This is a genomic window from Capnocytophaga felis (assembly GCF_009684755.1).
In the GTDB taxonomy this organism is placed as follows: domain Bacteria; phylum Bacteroidota; class Bacteroidia; order Flavobacteriales; family Flavobacteriaceae; genus Capnocytophaga; species Capnocytophaga felis.
This window is the reverse complement of record NZ_BLBC01000005.1, coordinates 745,764-762,389: the sequence shown is the minus strand read 5'-3', so window position 1 is coordinate 762,389 and position 16,626 is coordinate 745,764. Positions and strand designations below refer to the sequence as shown.

14 protein-coding genes are annotated in these 16,626 nt (G+C 37.6%); 1 reads left to right on the top strand and 13 read right to left on the bottom strand.

Annotation, left to right across the window (positions count from 1 at the left end; all coding sequences use genetic code 11):
* The 10 genes from GN105_RS04735 to GN105_RS04690 form a co-directional block, all read right to left on the bottom strand.
* Entirely contained in the window at window positions 1-771 is a 771-nt protein-coding gene (locus tag GN105_RS04735; RefSeq protein WP_155284254.1) for an acyl-[acyl-carrier-protein] thioesterase, read from the bottom strand.
* Between the two features lie 89 nt (window positions 772-860).
* On the bottom strand, window positions 861-1,472 hold the full coding sequence (locus GN105_RS04730) for a peptidase E (protein ID WP_155284253.1): 612 nt from the start codon (window positions 1,470-1,472) through the stop codon (window positions 861-863).
* 6 nt (window positions 1,473-1,478) lie between these two features.
* On the bottom strand, window positions 1,479-1,847 hold the full coding sequence (locus GN105_RS04725; protein ID WP_155284252.1) for a VOC family protein: 369 nt from the start codon (window positions 1,845-1,847) through the stop codon (window positions 1,479-1,481).
* A 170-nt stretch (window positions 1,848-2,017) separates the two neighbouring features.
* Window positions 2,018-2,998, bottom strand: a complete 981-nt coding sequence (locus GN105_RS04720) for an alpha/beta hydrolase (protein WP_155284251.1) — start codon at window positions 2,996-2,998, stop codon at window positions 2,018-2,020.
* Between the two features lie 39 nt (window positions 2,999-3,037).
* On the bottom strand, window positions 3,038-3,868 hold the full coding sequence (locus tag GN105_RS04715) for a CPBP family glutamic-type intramembrane protease (RefSeq protein ID WP_155284250.1): 831 nt from the start codon (window positions 3,866-3,868) through the stop codon (window positions 3,038-3,040).
* Between the two features lie 36 nt (window positions 3,869-3,904).
* On the bottom strand, window positions 3,905-4,894 hold the full coding sequence (locus GN105_RS04710; RefSeq protein ID WP_227977304.1) for a hypothetical protein: 990 nt from the start codon (window positions 4,892-4,894) through the stop codon (window positions 3,905-3,907).
* Window positions 4,895-4,925: 31 nt separating this feature from the next.
* Complete coding sequence (locus tag GN105_RS04705) at window positions 4,926-5,450, bottom strand: TetR/AcrR family transcriptional regulator (protein ID WP_155284248.1); 525 nt, start codon at window positions 5,448-5,450, stop codon at window positions 4,926-4,928.
* Between the two features lie 203 nt (window positions 5,451-5,653).
* Window positions 5,654-6,466, bottom strand: coding sequence for an AraC family transcriptional regulator (locus GN105_RS04700; protein WP_155284247.1), 813 nt, complete (start codon window positions 6,464-6,466; stop codon window positions 5,654-5,656).
* 162 nt (window positions 6,467-6,628) lie between these two features.
* Window positions 6,629-8,908 (bottom strand): hypothetical protein, encoded by a 2,280-nt coding sequence (locus tag GN105_RS04695; protein ID WP_155284246.1) that lies wholly within the window; start codon window positions 8,906-8,908, stop codon window positions 6,629-6,631.
* Between the two features lie 899 nt (window positions 8,909-9,807).
* Window positions 9,808-10,485 carry a DUF6261 family protein gene (locus tag GN105_RS04690; protein ID WP_227977305.1) on the bottom strand — a complete coding sequence of 226 codons (678 nt, stop codon included), beginning with the start codon at window positions 10,483-10,485 and terminating at the stop codon, window positions 9,808-9,810.
* 12 nt (window positions 10,486-10,497) lie between these two features.
* On the opposite strand from GN105_RS04690, the gene GN105_RS04685 reads away from it, so the two are divergent.
* On the top strand, window positions 10,498-10,671 hold the full coding sequence (locus tag GN105_RS04685; RefSeq protein WP_155284245.1) for a hypothetical protein: 174 nt from the start codon (window positions 10,498-10,500) through the stop codon (window positions 10,669-10,671).
* Between the two features lie 255 nt (window positions 10,672-10,926).
* Here GN105_RS04685 and GN105_RS04680 read toward each other — a convergent pair whose 3' ends face one another.
* From GN105_RS04680 to GN105_RS04670, 3 genes are all read right to left on the bottom strand, one after another.
* On the bottom strand, window positions 10,927-11,958 hold the full coding sequence (locus GN105_RS04680; RefSeq protein WP_155284244.1) for a SusE domain-containing protein: 1,032 nt from the start codon (window positions 11,956-11,958) through the stop codon (window positions 10,927-10,929).
* Between the two features lie 70 nt (window positions 11,959-12,028).
* On the bottom strand, window positions 12,029-13,597 hold the full coding sequence (locus tag GN105_RS04675) for a RagB/SusD family nutrient uptake outer membrane protein (protein ID WP_155284243.1): 1,569 nt from the start codon (window positions 13,595-13,597) through the stop codon (window positions 12,029-12,031).
* 22 nt (window positions 13,598-13,619) lie between these two features.
* Entirely contained in the window at window positions 13,620-16,541 is a 2,922-nt protein-coding gene (locus GN105_RS04670) for a SusC/RagA family TonB-linked outer membrane protein (RefSeq protein WP_155284242.1), read from the bottom strand.
* Window positions 16,542-16,626: the final 85 nt, after the last annotated feature.

Below are 16,626 nucleotides of genomic sequence, written 5' to 3'. Positions count from 1 at the left end.
TTAAAAATTATGTCTTTGAGGAAGTCTTTCGGCAATCCATTTTGAGATGAATGCAGGTTTGTTTGCCCCTGTTTTCTGTGCATAGAAGTACGATTCTACTTTCTTCTGATTTTCATCAATGAATTTATGTTCACTTACGTAACCTTCCATTTCATCATTAAAAAAGGTTTCGGACAGGAAATTGATGTCGTATTCCTTAATAATGAAATTTTTATGTTCTTCAAGCGGAATCATATCCAAAGCCCATTGCGTGTACTTAATGTTATTTACGTGCGCATTAACATCCAAATCGCTTGCTTTTACTTTGAATTTCGATGCCAAGTTCATTGATGAAGGCAACATAACTCTTTCGGTTTTAAAATTCAATCCGCCATCAGTTCGGGGCATAAAAATATGCTGATTATCAGAAATATCAATCGGTTTTCGTGATTTTATATCAAGTGTTATCCAAGTGCTTGAGCATTCGCCAATCTTTTTCTCATTGTGAAAAAGTTCAAATTCACGAAAGGCATACACACCTTGCACGGGCAATGACCACGTTTTGATTGTAACTTGTTCGTTCCATTTGGGATACTCAAACATTTTCAATTTCTGCTGAATTAAAGCCCAAAAAAATCCTTTTTGTATTAATTCCTTGTAGCCGAATCCTAAATGTGAGGCGTGTTCTGCTGCAATATCTTGCAACATTCCTAAAACTCCGTACAATCCCAATTGATTGTTTAAATTGATTTGTGTGCTTCGTACTTTATAATTTTCTGTGAAAATCTGCATTTGTGTAGAACTATTTTTTCAAATTTTGAATGCAAAGTTAAGGCAAAAATTACAAATTGTGCGATTTTGTTGTATGTCTTTTTATGAAATTATTTGATTTCTACATTGTCGTTTCGAACTTCAATTGCTTGAGAATTAGTGATAGGAAGCAAATGTAAAGTGTTTTTGTATTTATTGATGATTGCTTCAGTAGCTTTCGCAAACGGAAAGTTATTGTAATGCGGAACAGTGTAGAAATCTACCAAATCTAAAGCTGAAAAATCCTGTAAATAAGGAGCTTGTTTCGGGTCGTCCATTTCAGTAACATATTGAATATTAGGAGAAAGTATCATCGCACCCGCCGATTCTCCGATATAGGTTTTTCCAGACAAAACTTCTTCTTTTATAAGGTTGTCAGCTCCCGATTTCCGTAATGCTTGCAGAAGGAAAAAGGTATTTCCGCCTGTAACATAAATAAAATCATTCTTTTGAAGTTTGTAGAGAATTTCGTTCGAAGTTGCGGTTGAAATTTCCAATTCGTCAATGATAAGTCCCATTTTTTCAAGAGCTTTTCTGCCAGTATCAACATAAAATCGAACTTTTTCAGTAAGGCTCGCTGTGGGAATGAAGGTTACTTTCTTTCCTGCCAGATTGCTATCTGCAAATTCTTCAAACAAATGCGAAACATCTTTGAATGAAGAGCATAAAAATATTTTCTTCATAGGATTTTATTTTTCAGAATGTAAACCGATTTTATTGCCTTCAGTGTCCAAAAATAGAGCAAAAAATCCCATCTCGAGGCTGATTTCCGTTTTTGGTAGCAGGATTTTTCCTCCGTTTGGTTCAATACGTTCTAAAACAGGCTGTAAATCCGCTTCGGTGTTGAAATAAACCATCGTTCCGTTAGCTGAAGGTTGTGCGTTTTCGTCTTTTATCAGGCAGACATTGGTGCTTTCCTCGTCACTTAGGAATATTCCCATCAACGTGCCGTCCATATCTATTTTTTCAATATTTACTCCCAAAACCGAACTGTAAAAAGTTACTGCTCTTTCAAAATCAATTACTGGGATTTCTACAATCGAAATTAAATGTTTCATAAATGCTAATTTTATTGTTTTGAAAGGCAAAATTAGCAGAACTACGAATATAAAAATTGTATAAATGCGACAGAATTGATGATTTTATACAAAAAGAATTCAAAAGCTCGTTGAATGTGAATTTTAACGAAATACATCTATTCCATTGAATAAATATTTATTTTAAGTTGCTATAAATTCTCCTTAAAAAACGTTTCCAGTTTATCAAACGGAATCACTCCTGCCTGATTGTCATAAAAATCCGTGTGGCGGGCATTGGGAATAATGAGTAGTTCCTTATTTTCGCTTCCTATAGCTTTGTAGGCATCTTCGCTCATATAGCGGGAATGGGCGTTTTCTCCGGCAACGATAAGGGTCGGGACATCGATTTCGTGGACATACGACAGCAATGGAAAATTTAGGAACGAAAGCAGCGTTGTCGCTGTCCAAACCTGATTGGAAACCGAACGCTCGTGGAAACCTCTCGGAGTTTTGTAAAACTCGATATAATCGTTCAGGAATTGAGGGACTTTGTCGGAAGGAGCATCCGGCATCGGATAGCCCGGAGCAGGTGTTCCTCTTTCGGCATCCGTCCAACGAAGGGCATTGAGCGAACGCTTCATTTCCAGACGCATTTCGGGTGTGTCGCCGTCGAAATATCCCTTGCTGAAGACGCGGGACATATCGTACATTACCATCGTCGCTACCGCCTTTATTCGCGTGTCGATAGCCGTAGCGTTCAGAGCAAATCCGCCCCAACCGCAGATGCCGATAAGTCCTATTTTTTCTCTGTCCACAAAGGGTTGAAGCCCCAAGCAATCGACTGCAGCCGAAAAGTCTTCGGTATTGATGTCGGGCGACGCTACATTGCGAGGTTCGCCACCGCTTTCGCCCGTATAGGAAGGGTCAAAAGCCAAGGTTACAAAGCCTCTTTCCGCCATCGTTTGGGCGTAAAATCCAGAAGCTTGCTCCTTTACCGCTCCGAATCCACCGCACACGGCAAGAGCTGCAAGTTTCTTGTCTTCGCTGTTTTTCGGAAAATACAAATCGCCGACAAGTGCGATGCCGTAGCGGTTTCTGAACGTTACTTTTTTATGTTCTACTTTATCGCTTTTCGGGAAAATTTTGTCCCAGCAGGTAGCATCTGCGGGCATCTTTCTGTTTGTGTCCATATTGTTGAAGGTTTAGTTTTACAATCAATTCATTTGAAATCAATTATTCTTACTTTTCCGTATATTTCTCAAATACAAGCCTATTGCCAGATACATCAGCAGAGGAATAAGTCCGAAAGTTGGTGAAATGAGTAACGTTTTGTCGGGCGAAACAACGGCAAAACCTTCGGAAATGAGCGGATTGAGAGCGTCTTCCATCGTGTGCATCAAAACGACTAACCAAAGCGAACGTGAAAGGAAAAAGGCTTCGGTGTACATTATCGTCCAAATCCCGACTACCACAAAACCATAAACGAAAAGCCAAAGTCCGCCGTAAGGGAAGAACTGCGACAAGTAGCCGTCTTCCAAAAGCACTAAATAATAAGGGGCGTGCCAAGTCTGCCAAACCAACGCTACCACCAGATAAATCAACCATTCGTTTTGGGTAAGTTGCTCCATTTTTACAGTAAGATAGCCTCGCCAAACCGATTCTTCGAAGATGTTTTTGATAAATTCGGGCAAAAAAGCGGTGGCAAAAACAGGTAAATACGCTGCAAAACTAAACTTGCTCACTTCTACCCAACCCAACGACTTTCCAACAAACAGTGTTATTCCGATAACCACCGGATAAACCGCAAAGGCAAACAGATACCAAAGGGTATTTTGTTTGAAATTCGGTTTCAGCGAAAGGTCTTTCCAACCGTCGCCACCGAAAAGGCGAAACAAAAGCATACACAAAAGCGGTGTAGCGATAAAAATCAACGCCCCAAGCGATTCTAAATTCGAGGGCTGACCAAGTAATTTATCCACCCCGACGCCCACCCAACCGCAAGCGATAGCCACCAAGCTGAACAGGGCGACATTTCTGAAAGTTTTTGATTTGGTATTCATTTTATTGATTATCAGTTTTAGTTCCCAGATAAAGGCTTACTTCTTTAAGCGTTTTAATAGGACATATCGCATTCCGTCATTGAAAAGAGCGGTGGATAAATGTCCCGTGTTCCAAATTTCAACTTCCAGATTTCCATAAGCGGGAGCGTGCTCGTTAAGTGGTAAAAACTTATCGTAGCGAGCCATTACTGGAAATACATTTGGAGATTGATTTTCTTGCCATTGGGCTGAGAAATTTAGGTAATGCGTAATAATTTTGTTTCGCTCCAGTTCACTTTCAGTAATATTTTTCTTAGGAAAAATAAAAAACTTTTCGTGTGCTACTGTTCCTACTATTGGAACATAAAAATCAGCCGAATTATATATTGTCCGGTGTCTATTTGTTATCACAGCTCCCAAGCTGAATCCGCCAACTTCGATAGTCTGTACTCCTTTTTGTCGTAAAGTATGAATCAGTTTTTCGGTTAATTTCACACTTGTTGCCATCGTTGCCATAAAGGTAGATAAGGTCGCCGTTCCCTGTTTCAAAGCCCCTTTTTGCTTGTGAAAAGGAGTTCGGACTACAATCAGGTTTACACCCAAATCATTAAGTATCTCTTTATTGAAAATGTTAGAAAAAATCCAGTAAAAAGGATATTCAGATGCTCCGTGATGAAAAATAAGTGTATTGGAAGTGTCTGAATCCCATTTATACACTAAAAATGCGGGATCTAAGGTACTTGCTTTGGTAGAAGCCTTTACCTCGTATAACCCTTCTCTGTCCCAATTGGGAATTTCTAAATTTATAGCCTCTAAGTGTTCTTCAAAATCTGCCGTTTCCACTCCGTTAGGAAAATAAACAGGTTCGGAATAGGCTATTTTATCTACCAAGTAATTTAGATTAAAAGCAGGAATTTCTTTTTTAATGTCAGCATCTGATGCTTGTATGAATGTTTTATCTATATTTTCGTAAGACGGATTCCGAAACAACCAGAGAAGACTGATTGCTAAGCAAATAATAACTGATAATATTAATAAATATATCATCTTTTTGATTTTCATCGTAACCGTTTTTTAATTATTCTAATATTTCTATAATTTTATCTTCATCATAGGCAAACATTCCAACTGCCACCAGTGATGCTATACCGTGTACCAACATCCACGCCTTGGCGATGCTGTTTTTTATTTCTTTGTCGGATAGTTGTCGGTATTCCTCATTATTTTTCATCAATTCCACGATTTCCTGATTTTCGGGGAAAATATCGGTAAGCTTTACATTCGTGATATTATCAATATAAATTGCTTTGAAGAGTGCTGGTTCGGTATGAGCCATTCGCACATAACCCAAGCCTAAATCCAAAAATACATTGCCCGTTTTTTGGTAACCGAGCATTACATTTTGAAGGTGAGAAAGTGCTTTTTTACAAACTTCGGCTTTTAGTTCGTCCATCGTTTTATAGCAGCAATAAATGGGTTGCGTGGAACAACCGATTTGCTTGGCAATATTTCGGGCAGAAAGCACCGTAAAACCTTCTTTTCGAACCATCTCGAAAGCAGTTTCCACAATCATTTCTTTGGTTATAGTTGTTGATTTCGGCATAAAATTATTATTATTATAACAATTGTAATATAACAGGTGTTATTTTTTTGCAAAAGTAAACAGTTTTTTTAAATGGGCAAAATATCATACTAAAAAAGAGCGAAAGATTAATTCACTCTTTTGGTTTATTTTCCATTAAATTTGTTGGAGTTATAGTTTTTGAAGTCAATTGTAATTCTGCTAAAGAAGTATTTTCAAAAATATCACTCCTTGGCATATATTATTGAGGCTACTTCCATTGATTTATCTTGCCAGAAAGTTTTGGGACTGATGCCTGTAAATTCTTTAAAATCTCGGATAAAATGAGCTTGGTCGTAGTAATCAGTGTCGTAGGCGATGTGATAGAGTTTTTCGGTTGGGTGATTAAGTAGTTTACGCAGAGCGGTTTGCAATCGGATGACTTTCCCTAATTGTTTGGGACTGAGTCCGATTTGTTGAGTGAATTTACGTTGAAGTTGACGTTTATTGCCCGATGCCGAGATGCTTGCCAATTGCTTTCCTCTTGTGGCGATAAGTGCATCAATGGTATTTTTTACGACATAATCAACGGTTTCTTTTTGGTTAAGTTTCTTGAAAAGAAGTCTTTCGATGATGGCGATACGTTCTTGGGTATTGTTGGCTTGATTGACTTGTTGGGTAATTTCTCTTGAGAAATCATCATCAAAAACTTCATTTAGTGGTAGCACCCTATCTGTCAAATCTTTAATAGGTTTGTTGATGAGATTGGCAAGACCGTAGGGGAGGAATCGGACAGCAAAAGTATCTACATTTCCCGTAGGTTCAAAGAAAAAAGGTTTTATCGGATGCCCCAAAATCATAGCCCGAGGTTGTAGTGTATAACCTTCCTCATCGGTGTACGATTTGACATCATCAGCAAGATGAAAAATCATTTCGATATATCCGTCGGCAATGGCACGTTGTTTTTCAGGATTAGGTTCAGCGGGAACTTCCAATATCCAATAACACTTTACAAAGTCGGACAAATCAGGGTGTGGAGCAAAGGTTTCGTAGTTCATTGCGATATGTATTTCTTGCAAAAATACAATGTTTCCGATACATAATAGCTACATCGTTCTTCGGTATAAAGCCGATTTTGTAAATCGGGATAATTTCAACGGTTTCTTTAAAATTATACAAAAAAATATAGCCACTACTAAACGTGGCTATATTGATTATTTTTAAAGACTTCCGTTTTCCATTTTTTTCAGCGTTTCCGTTACTGTATCTTTAAGCTCTTGCTCATAGTCTCCTTTATTTTTGTTGAGTAACTGAAGTGCTTTTCGTTGCATTTCAATGGCTTTTTCTCGGTTGCCCGTAAAATAAAGTAAATGTGCATAAGTATCTAAATAATAAGGATTTTCATTTTCAAGTTCCAAAGAAGTTTTTGACCATTGTAAGGCTTTCTCCAGAAGTTTTTTATCCGATTTGTGCTCTTCAACGATTTTCCAAGCAACGTTGTTACAATCATTGGCGAAATTACTTTTGTAATATACCCAATTTTCGTATTCTTTCCTCTTGCTTTGAGAATACATCTTGTCGAGAGAGAGAATGATGTGGGAAGCATCGGCAGAGGTCATCATTTGATAGTATTCTTCAAAAAAGGTTAAATATTGTTCAGGATAGAATTCTTCTAAGAATGCCTTAAAATCTTCGTAATCAAACAGGTTATTTTTTCTGCCTTCCACGTACGCTGATTTCACTTCATTACGAAGTTCCGGTGAATCTTCGGCAATTTTATTCAAAATGAATGTAAGATTGTAACCGTTAATGTTAATCGTTTTTGAATCGGTATAATCTATTATTTCTACATTTGACAAACTTTCATTATGTGCCTGTATTTCGCTATTAAATTTGATTAAATATCGAACGGCTTCCAAATCTGCTTTACCGATTTTTCTTTCCGTGCCAAATACTTTTTGATGATAGTCTCCGCCGAAGTACAAGTCATATGATTCGTAGTTATTACTCAACAAAATCGCAAACGGAATGGCCAATTGCGTATCTTTCTTATGAGCTTCCATCATTTTTTTCCATAGCTTATCTGTTTGCTCAGGAGTGGTTTTGAATTTGTACAAACTTTCGATGTTTTTCAAATTTTCAAAATAGTAATCCCAATCTTGCGATGCTGTTTGCTCATCGCTATTTTTTTTCTCTTTATAAAGATAAGGGGCAATGGTGCTTGATGTCAAAATTTTGGAGAAAATACCTTCTATTTCTGAGATTGTAGCTTTTTTATTGCCAAAAACATCATCGATTTTCTTTGCCAAGAAAGCTCCTTCCATAGCAGAAATTAAAGAACTTCCTGCGTAAATATTACTTTTGATATTACTCATTGTGTTTGGTTCGTGATAGAGTATTTCTCCGTTATCATCTAAACAAATAAACTGATTTTCTGTTTTGATATTCTTCTTTTTGAACCATTTCTCGTCCTTTTTGTCCGCAAAATAAAAGTCGGCTACATCGTATTTTGCAAAATCATATTCCGAATAATAGCTCAAATCCGATTCGTATTGTGCAATTAGCTCATCAAACTCTTTTTTGGCTTTTTCGGTATTTTCGGGTTGATAGAAAACAAAAAGTAATTTATTGTGGTTTTTTGCAGATTTTAGGGCATCAGCCAAGTTGTTTTTAATGTCGAGTTTTACTTTGGTTTCAACGGAAGAACTAAGAGAATCGGATTTGAATTCATCTTCTTTAAAAGAAACGAGATGCTTCCAATTTTGAACCTCATCGGTGGAAATTTTCGTTATGTTTTTTTCGTCATCATATCGTGATTTTTTTGTGAAAGAAGTGATACCTCCGTCGTACAAATCATTCAAACGAATGCTCTGTTGTTTTTCGTCATACGTTCCTATGATTTTCGGCGTAGTTTTGTAAAGCCCCGAAAAACTAAAAAGTACATCAACGGAAGAAACATCTTTTTTGATGGGATATTTTTCAATGATGACCTTTTTTGATGTGCTTAAATCCAATGTTGCAATGGCATTAACCAAGTATAGGTTCTCCGTTTTCGGAATTTCAAAAGTGCCTAAGGAATAAATAGTTTCCTGACTTTCAGGATAGATTTCTTCTTTTGCTTCTTCGGTGGAAGTAATTATGTTGTACAAATTTTCGTACTTCACTTGTTTGTTTTCATCTTCATATCCGACGTACAAAAACTTCAATCCGCTATTGGCATAGTTTGATTTTAAGTTTATTGTCAGCGTTTTTTTATTTCCTTTCTCTTTTTCTTTAACTATGAAATTGGAAATATTGCCGAACATAAAATTGATATTGTTGTCTTTGCCCAATTCATATTTTCCTGAAAGCAAAACAATGTCAAAGGTTTTGTCCTCGTGCATTTTCAGGATTAAATCTTCAGTAAGTGCATTATAATAATACGTTCCCTGAATATTTTTGGTTTGTGCAATTGCCCCGAAAGACATTATAACACACAATGATGCGAATAACTTTTTCATAAAATGATTTCTTTAGACTGACAAAACTAAGTAAAAATACATAAAGAACAAAACTTTCCTCATAAGGTTATAAATCAAACATACGGAATTTTAATAGTATTGAAAATAACGATTTTTATGAACTCAAAAAGTGTTTTCGTTTTTCGTCAGTTCGAGTGAATTTTATCGCAACAAAGTGAAGATAAAATTTGTATCGAGAACTACACTCCTCGATACGATTTGCTCCACTTCGTTACACAAATCACTCGGAGTGACGGTATATTACCTGAATTTTTGCTAAAAATAGTCATATGCATTTGCCCCAAAACTTTCCTCATAAGGTTGAAATCAAACATACGGAATTTTAATAGTATTGAAAATAACGATTTTTATGAACTCAAAAAGTGTTTTTGTTTTTCGTCAGTTCGAGTGAATTTTATCGCAACAAAGTGAAGATAAAATTTGTATCGAGAACTATACTCCTCGATACGATTTGCTCCACTTCGTTACACAAATCACTCGGAGTGACGGTATATTACCTGAATTTTTGTTACAAATAGTCATATGTATTTACCCCAAAACTTTCTTCAAAAGGTTAAAATCAAACATACGGAATTTTAATAGTATTGAAAATAACGATTTTTATGAACTCAAAAAGTGTTTTCTTTTTTCGTCAGTTCGAGTGAATTTTATCGCAACAAAGTGAAGATAAAATTTGTATCGAGAACTACACTCCTCGATAAGATTTGCTCCACTTCGTTACACAAATCACTCGGAGTGACGGTGTATTACCTGAATTTTTGCTACAAATAGTCATATGTATTTGCTCCAAAACTTTCTTCAAAAGGTTGAAAAACAGAAAGAAGTTATGTATTTCATAACTTCTTTCTGTGGTATTTTCAGAGGATTGTATTTTATTTTTAGTTTCGTACGCGTTTTACTTCTTCATTAATGGAATTTACCAACGTTTCATATCCTGCGATGCCTTTAACGATAATCAATCCGTTGATAAGCGTAACGAGTTTGGTAAAAATTTCTTGCATTTGCGAGCGTGCAGTTTTAGTTTTACCTGCTTCAACGGAGCCTTGCTCTTGGGTACGGTCAGAATGTACAACGGCAAAGGTTTCATTCACTTTGGTAAGATGCTCAATCCATTTTTCGGCACCGATGCTCTGAACGGCTTTTTTCAGGTCGGGGTTTTCAAGGTCGGCAAGTAAATTGCGAATGATGGCCGTTTCCTCACGGTGCGATTGTTTTTGTGGGTCTTTGCCATATTTTTGATTGGTAAGCACCAATTTACGGGCGGCTTCGGCTTGTTCGGTTTCGGGGAAATTGACAAATAATTTGCAATGCCCGATGAAGCCCATCAGTAGTGTATCGCGTTGATGGTCTAAGTTATTGAGCCTTTCGGTATGTTCGCTTTTACGCAAGGGTTTGAGCGATTCTTCTAAGGTGATGAGCTTATTGTCGAATTCTGTTTTAATATCGGCAAGCCCTAAGGTTGTCAGGTCTTCTTTCTCCAAAAAGGTTTTTACATTCGCCATCACCTGCGTAAATTCCATTAGGCGAACTCTTGATAAATTATGTTTCGAAATCATATTTAAAATTATTTGAATTATGTTTACAGTTCAATTTCCATCGGTTTTATATATTTTTCAGCATACACTAACATCAATCCGAAGGTTTTTATGGTTTTGCATCTCTACAACAGTACTATTCCGAGCGTTTTTGTGCTTTTGTATGCATACAAAAGCACAAATCCGAAAGTTTTTATGGTTTTGTAAAGCATTTTTGTATAAAATACCTCTGTTAGAGACTGATTTTAGGGTTTATAAATGACTTTTCCGTAAGTATTTACCTATTTTAAATGATAACAGCACTAAAATATTTTTAGGTTTATGCTTTTTATAAAGTGAAAAAATAATGCCGTAAAGTTACAACATCAAAATATAAAAGTCAATAGGCATTAAAACAAAAAACCGAACAGAAGTAAAATCCTCCGTTCGGTTTTTTTATGTTTATTTATGGCTTTTCTTTTTTTAAAGTTTTTCTAACTTGTATGTTCCCGTTTTGTTTTCTTCATCAATTGAAATAGTAACGTTGTAAGTTCCTGCACTTGATTTGATATTTTTACCACCTGAGGAAAGTTTTCCATTTTGTTCGGGGGCAGGCTGAACGTCAGATTCTGCACCATAGTTAGTATCCCATTTGTTGTTCAACCGGAATTTGATTTGTCCATCTTTAAGGGTTACATTTTCAGCTTTCCAACTGTTGGTGCTTCCGTCATAAGAAAGTTTGATGTCCGTACCCTTATCAGCATCCCAACCATTGGCTCCATCACCCACGATTCCCCAAGTGTACTCTTCAATGCTGTATGTTTTGGCATCTACATTCAAAAGAATTTTGTATGTACCGGCTTTTACTTTTATGTTATTACCTCCGTCAGAAAGGCTTCCGTTGCCACCTCCTAAGTTAGTATCCCATTTGTTGTTTTTACGGAATTTGATTTCTCCGTCTTTCAAAGTAACATAAGCTACATATTGGGTGTCATCACCTACTAACTTCCAGAAAGGAGTATCAGGTCCGTCCCAACCATTAGGAGCAGCACTTCCTACAACGCCCCATTCTGTAGGAGGAATAAGGTCTTTATAAGCAGTAACTTTAAGTTTTTTTTCTGTAAAACCTATATAGTGGTTTGAACCTAATTTTCTTTTTACAGCTACTGAAATTTCAGTTTCTTCATTTGCTTTAGCATTGACTTCAATTGCTATTTTGTTCAATTGTGCAACGGTAAATACAGCAGGTGATTCTGAAACTGTTTCTATTTTTGATTTTTTACCATTGGTAAACACAATTTCGTACAGTGGTTTGGCTACGTTCACATTCAAAGGTGTGCTTTCCCACGAAACTGTTAAAGCGGTTTCTTCTTTTTTATCCTTATCTAACGTAACGCTTTCAGCAGAAAGGGTAGTGGTTACCTTTGCGTTACCATCATAAGTAATTTTTTCATCTTTTTCGCAGCTTACTAACGTTACTGTTAGCAAACTCATAAGGGATATTATCTTTTTCATCTTTCTAATCTTTTTTAAGCTCAGGTTTTCTGAGATTGAAACTCTGGAAAACCTGAACTTTGAATTATTGTTAATATCCGGAATTTTGTTTTAAAACTCCGTTTGAACTTAAAATAACGTTCGTTGGTACAGGGTACAGATTTCGGTATGCATCTACGCCCGTTCCGTTTGTTACACCTCCTTTGAAAGGCCACAGATAAGTTGATGACGTGAAAAGTCCGTAGCGGATAAGGTCGGTACGTCGGAATCCTTCCCAGTAAAGCTCTCTTGAACGCTCATCAAGTACGTTTTCAACAGTTAAGTTTGATAGAGTGCTTGCTCCTGCACGCTTACGAAGTTCGTTTACGTATTGCAATGCTTTGGCTTGGTTTGTTGCTTTTCGAACTGAAGCTTCGGCATAATTTAGGTAAATTTCACCCAAACGAATAAGTGCCACATCCGTATCCACAAACTGCCCTCCCGGGTCTTTTCCGGGTTTGCCTGCCGAAGTCAAGTTTTTGAATTTCATCACGGCGTATCCTTCTTTAAAATCGGAAACCTTACTGATTTCGTAGTTTTGTCCGTCCGTGAAGAACATTGCTCGTTTGTCCGTCCAACTTGTTGGCGGATTTCCTGTTCCTGAAAATTTTTCAACCAATGCTTTTGTACTGCGGATACCAGCCCAAGCACCTCCGCTTACACCAAAATCGGTCAAGCTCATTTTTCCGCCAATGGCTCCGTGAACCAAAAAAGTACTTCCTGCCCACGTTTGCGAATTAACTCCGTCAAAATTGGCAGTGAAAATATTTTCATTTTGGGCTCCGTTAGTATCATTATCGGCTAAAAACAAATGTGAATAATTGCTATGAAGAGCATACCCTGAATTTATCGCTTTTTCGCTGTACGTAATACAATCATTGTAACGTTCTGTACCTGTATATACTTCCGCATTCAAATATAAACGTGAAAGCAATGCCCAAGCAGCTACCACATCAACACGACCGTACTCATTGCCTTTGGCAGGCTTCAACTCGCTTTCAATGGCTTTAAGTTCTCTTTCGATAAACTCAAAAACCTCTTTGCGTGTATTTTGTGTTGTAAGTTTCTCCTGAACTTCAGTAAGGATAGGCACATCGCCAAACAAATCCATCAGGTTATAATAAGCATAGGCTCTGATAAAACGTGCTTCGGCTACACCGAATTTTTTCATTTCTTCGTTGGAACTATTTTCATTGTTGGCAATAAACGCATTAGCAAATGAAACGACTTGTGCTAATCGGTAGTACATTGCCTCGATAATTCCGTTGGAAGAAGACCAATTCATATTGTGAAAATCAGGCACTCCGGGGTCAGACCACGCAACGATAGCATTATCAGTTGGCAATTCCTGCATATAGAAAAGCAAACGTGTAAATTGTGAAGTTCCCTCATCAATTCCTTGAATGTCAGCTGCTCCGGCAGGTCCTTGTTGCCCAGTCAAAGCCAGTGAGGCATACACCTTTGCCAAAGCCTGTTTGGCATACTCAGGATTGGTTTGTACCGAACTTGAATTAATGCTGTCAGGATCGATGGACGGGTCTTGGTCAAGGTCTTTCATACAGCCACTCAGTGTTAAAGCCAAAGCAAGACCAAAAATTTTATATGTGCTAAATTTTTTCATCTTCTAAAAATTAATTTTTTGTTTAGAAATTTACATTGATACCCAATAAATAGGTTCTCGGACGTGGATATACGTTGTTGTCAATACCTCCAAATACTTCGGGATCTAAACCTTTATAGTTGGTAAGTGTCAAAACATTTTGTACTGTTCCGTACACGCGAATGCCGTATTTGTCTTTCGGGAAGTTATATCCCAAAGTAACGTTATCAATCTTGAAGAAAGAACCATCGTGCAAGTACATATCACTAAGTAGGGTTTCAGTAGTTCGTTTTGAAAGTAGGGTATCGTAATAGGTTGCAATGGTATTACGAAGGATATTATCGCTGTAAACTCTATCCAAAGAAGCGTTAGCAGACGACACGTTGTCATACACGTAGTTTCCTAAGCTGGCACGAGTACCGATGTTCAAATCCCAATTTTTGTAGTTCAAATTGGTAGTAAGCCCCATTGTAACATCAGCGTATGGTGATTTGCCCATATAACGGTCGTCTTCAGTGATTTTGCCATCATTGTTTCTGTCCACATACGCTCCTTCAATCGGGAATCCCTTATTATCATATACTTGTTGGTATAGGAAGAAAGTGTAAGGAGCGTAGCCCTCTTGATGGCGTTGTACAGTATTTCCTGTTCCTCCGCTAATGCCTCCTACGTTTTGCAAGTTAGTAAGGTGTGTGATTTTATTATCATTGTAAGCAATGTTATAGCTGAGCGTCCAGTTTACATCATCGGTACGAACAGGCACCACGTTTACTAAAAATTCGATACCTTTATTTTCCATATCACCAATGTTGCTTGAAATACGGCTTCCGTAGTTAGTAAACGGAGCTACGTTGCTCTCAGCGATGAGGTCTTTGGTAAGTTTTCGATATACATCAATACTACCCGAAACGCGGTTTTGCCAGAAACCATAGTCAATCCCTGCATTAAGCGTGTTACCTATTTCCCAACGCAGATTTTTATTCAAACTTTCGGGACGGGCAGTTGGTACAAACTGGTTTCCGAACTGATAGTAAGCCCCTTGATTGATACTTCCTACATAACGAGTAAGGAACAGATAGTCGCCCAAACCGTTTACATTACCTACTTCTCCGTATCCTAAACGCAATTTCAGCTCATTAACATTTTCACTTTCTTTTAAGAAAGATTCATTTTTAGCATTCCAAGCTAATGCCACAGAAGGAAAGTAGCCCCAGCGGTCGTCTGGATTTAACTTAGAAGAGGCATCGGCACGAAGCGTTGCTGTAAGCATATAACGATTATCGAAACTGTAATTAGCTCTACCAAAGAAAGATAACAGTACGTTTCGGCTTTTATCAATCACAGGAATAACTACATTATCTTTTCCTTTGAAAAATTGTGTTTGGTTTGAATCATTAGTAAATTCAAATTTTTGATATGAATGCCCCGCCATAAACGAAATGGAATGTTTGCCCAAATCTTTCACGTAGTTAGCGTACGCATCAAAAAGCATATTAACAGCTTTATTTCCGTAGATGGTTGTAACTCCGTTAAAATCGGTTGAAGAGTTTGGCATTTTAGGGTCGGTAATATCTTTTCCGTTACTTTCTGTGATATCAACTCCTGCATTTACGGTTGCTGTAATATCCTTGAAGAAAGGCAATGTATAATCCACTTTAAGATTTGAAATCAAACGCTTCACATCGGCGGTATTGTTTCTCAAATTCAGCAATGCCATTGGATTGACAGGAGCTGTGTTACTTTGTGAACCACTGCTGGCATCAAGCCAAGAAAAATATCCGTCGTATTTATCGGAGTTTGTACGAACCGATTGTGTAGGGTCAAACTCAATTGCCGAACCGATAGCACCTCTTTCAGCAAAGCGATTTTTTACGTAAGAACCGGAAACATTCAATTCTGTTTTCAATGAATTATCAAAGAATCGTGGAGTTAATGAAAGTTTGGCAGTTCCACGTTGGAACTTGTCTGTTCTCAGCACCCCATCGGCATACGTATGTCCCAATGAAAGGCGATACGGAATTGAAGCCAAATTTCCTGAAATACCTACGGTAGTGTTACTCGTTGGAGCTAATTGGTAGATTTCTTTCTGCCAGTTGGTTGAAGCATTGCCCAAAATGGCTTTTTGGGTATCAGTTCCCGTTTCATTAACCAATTTGCGGAATTCACCGGCCGAAAGTACATTCACATAATCAGAAACCTCTGCAATAGAAATACTTGAATTCAAGACAACCTGCGTTTCTTGATTGACTTTTCCTTTTTTGGTAGTAATCATAATTACCCCATTAGCAGCACGCGAACCGTAAATAGCTGTTGATGAAGCATCTTTCAGCACTGTCATACTTTCAATATCATCAGGATTGATATCATTCAAGATGTTTCTGGCTCCTCCGATAGCTCCGTCATTCATCGGAACGCCGTCAACCACCACAAGCGGATTGGAATTCAGCGTCAATGACCCCGTACCACGCACACGGATGTTTTGCCCATCACCAGGAGCACCACCACCCGAAGTGATTTGAACACCCGCAACTTTACCTTGTAATAAATCTCCGGCAGAAAGGTTTTGCCCTTTGTTGAAATCCTTGGTTGTTACCAAATTTACCGAACCGGTAACATCTTTCTTTTTGGCAACCCCATACCCGATAACTACAACGTCATCAAGCTGTTGTGTGTCTTCTTGTAAATTAACATTAACAGTTTGGTTTTCAGTTTTTACCAAAACTTCCTGAGTTTTGAAGCCAATATAGGAGAATACTAATGTTTGTCCCTTTTCGGCTTTAAGTTCATACATACCGTCAAAATCTGTGGCTGTTCCGTGTGTAGTTCCTTTTACGAGGACACTTACCCCCGGCAGAGGGTCACCCGTAGCCGCATCTTTGACTGTCCCTTTTACGATTTGTTGGGCATATAACCCTACAGAAACGAAAAGAAACAAAAGCAAAGTACATACATTTGATGCTTTCATAAAGAATTCCTTAACAATTAAACAAAATACTATAACAATTCTACTTCTCGGTTGTAAAGATACGATTTTTTTTATTCCGAAAAAT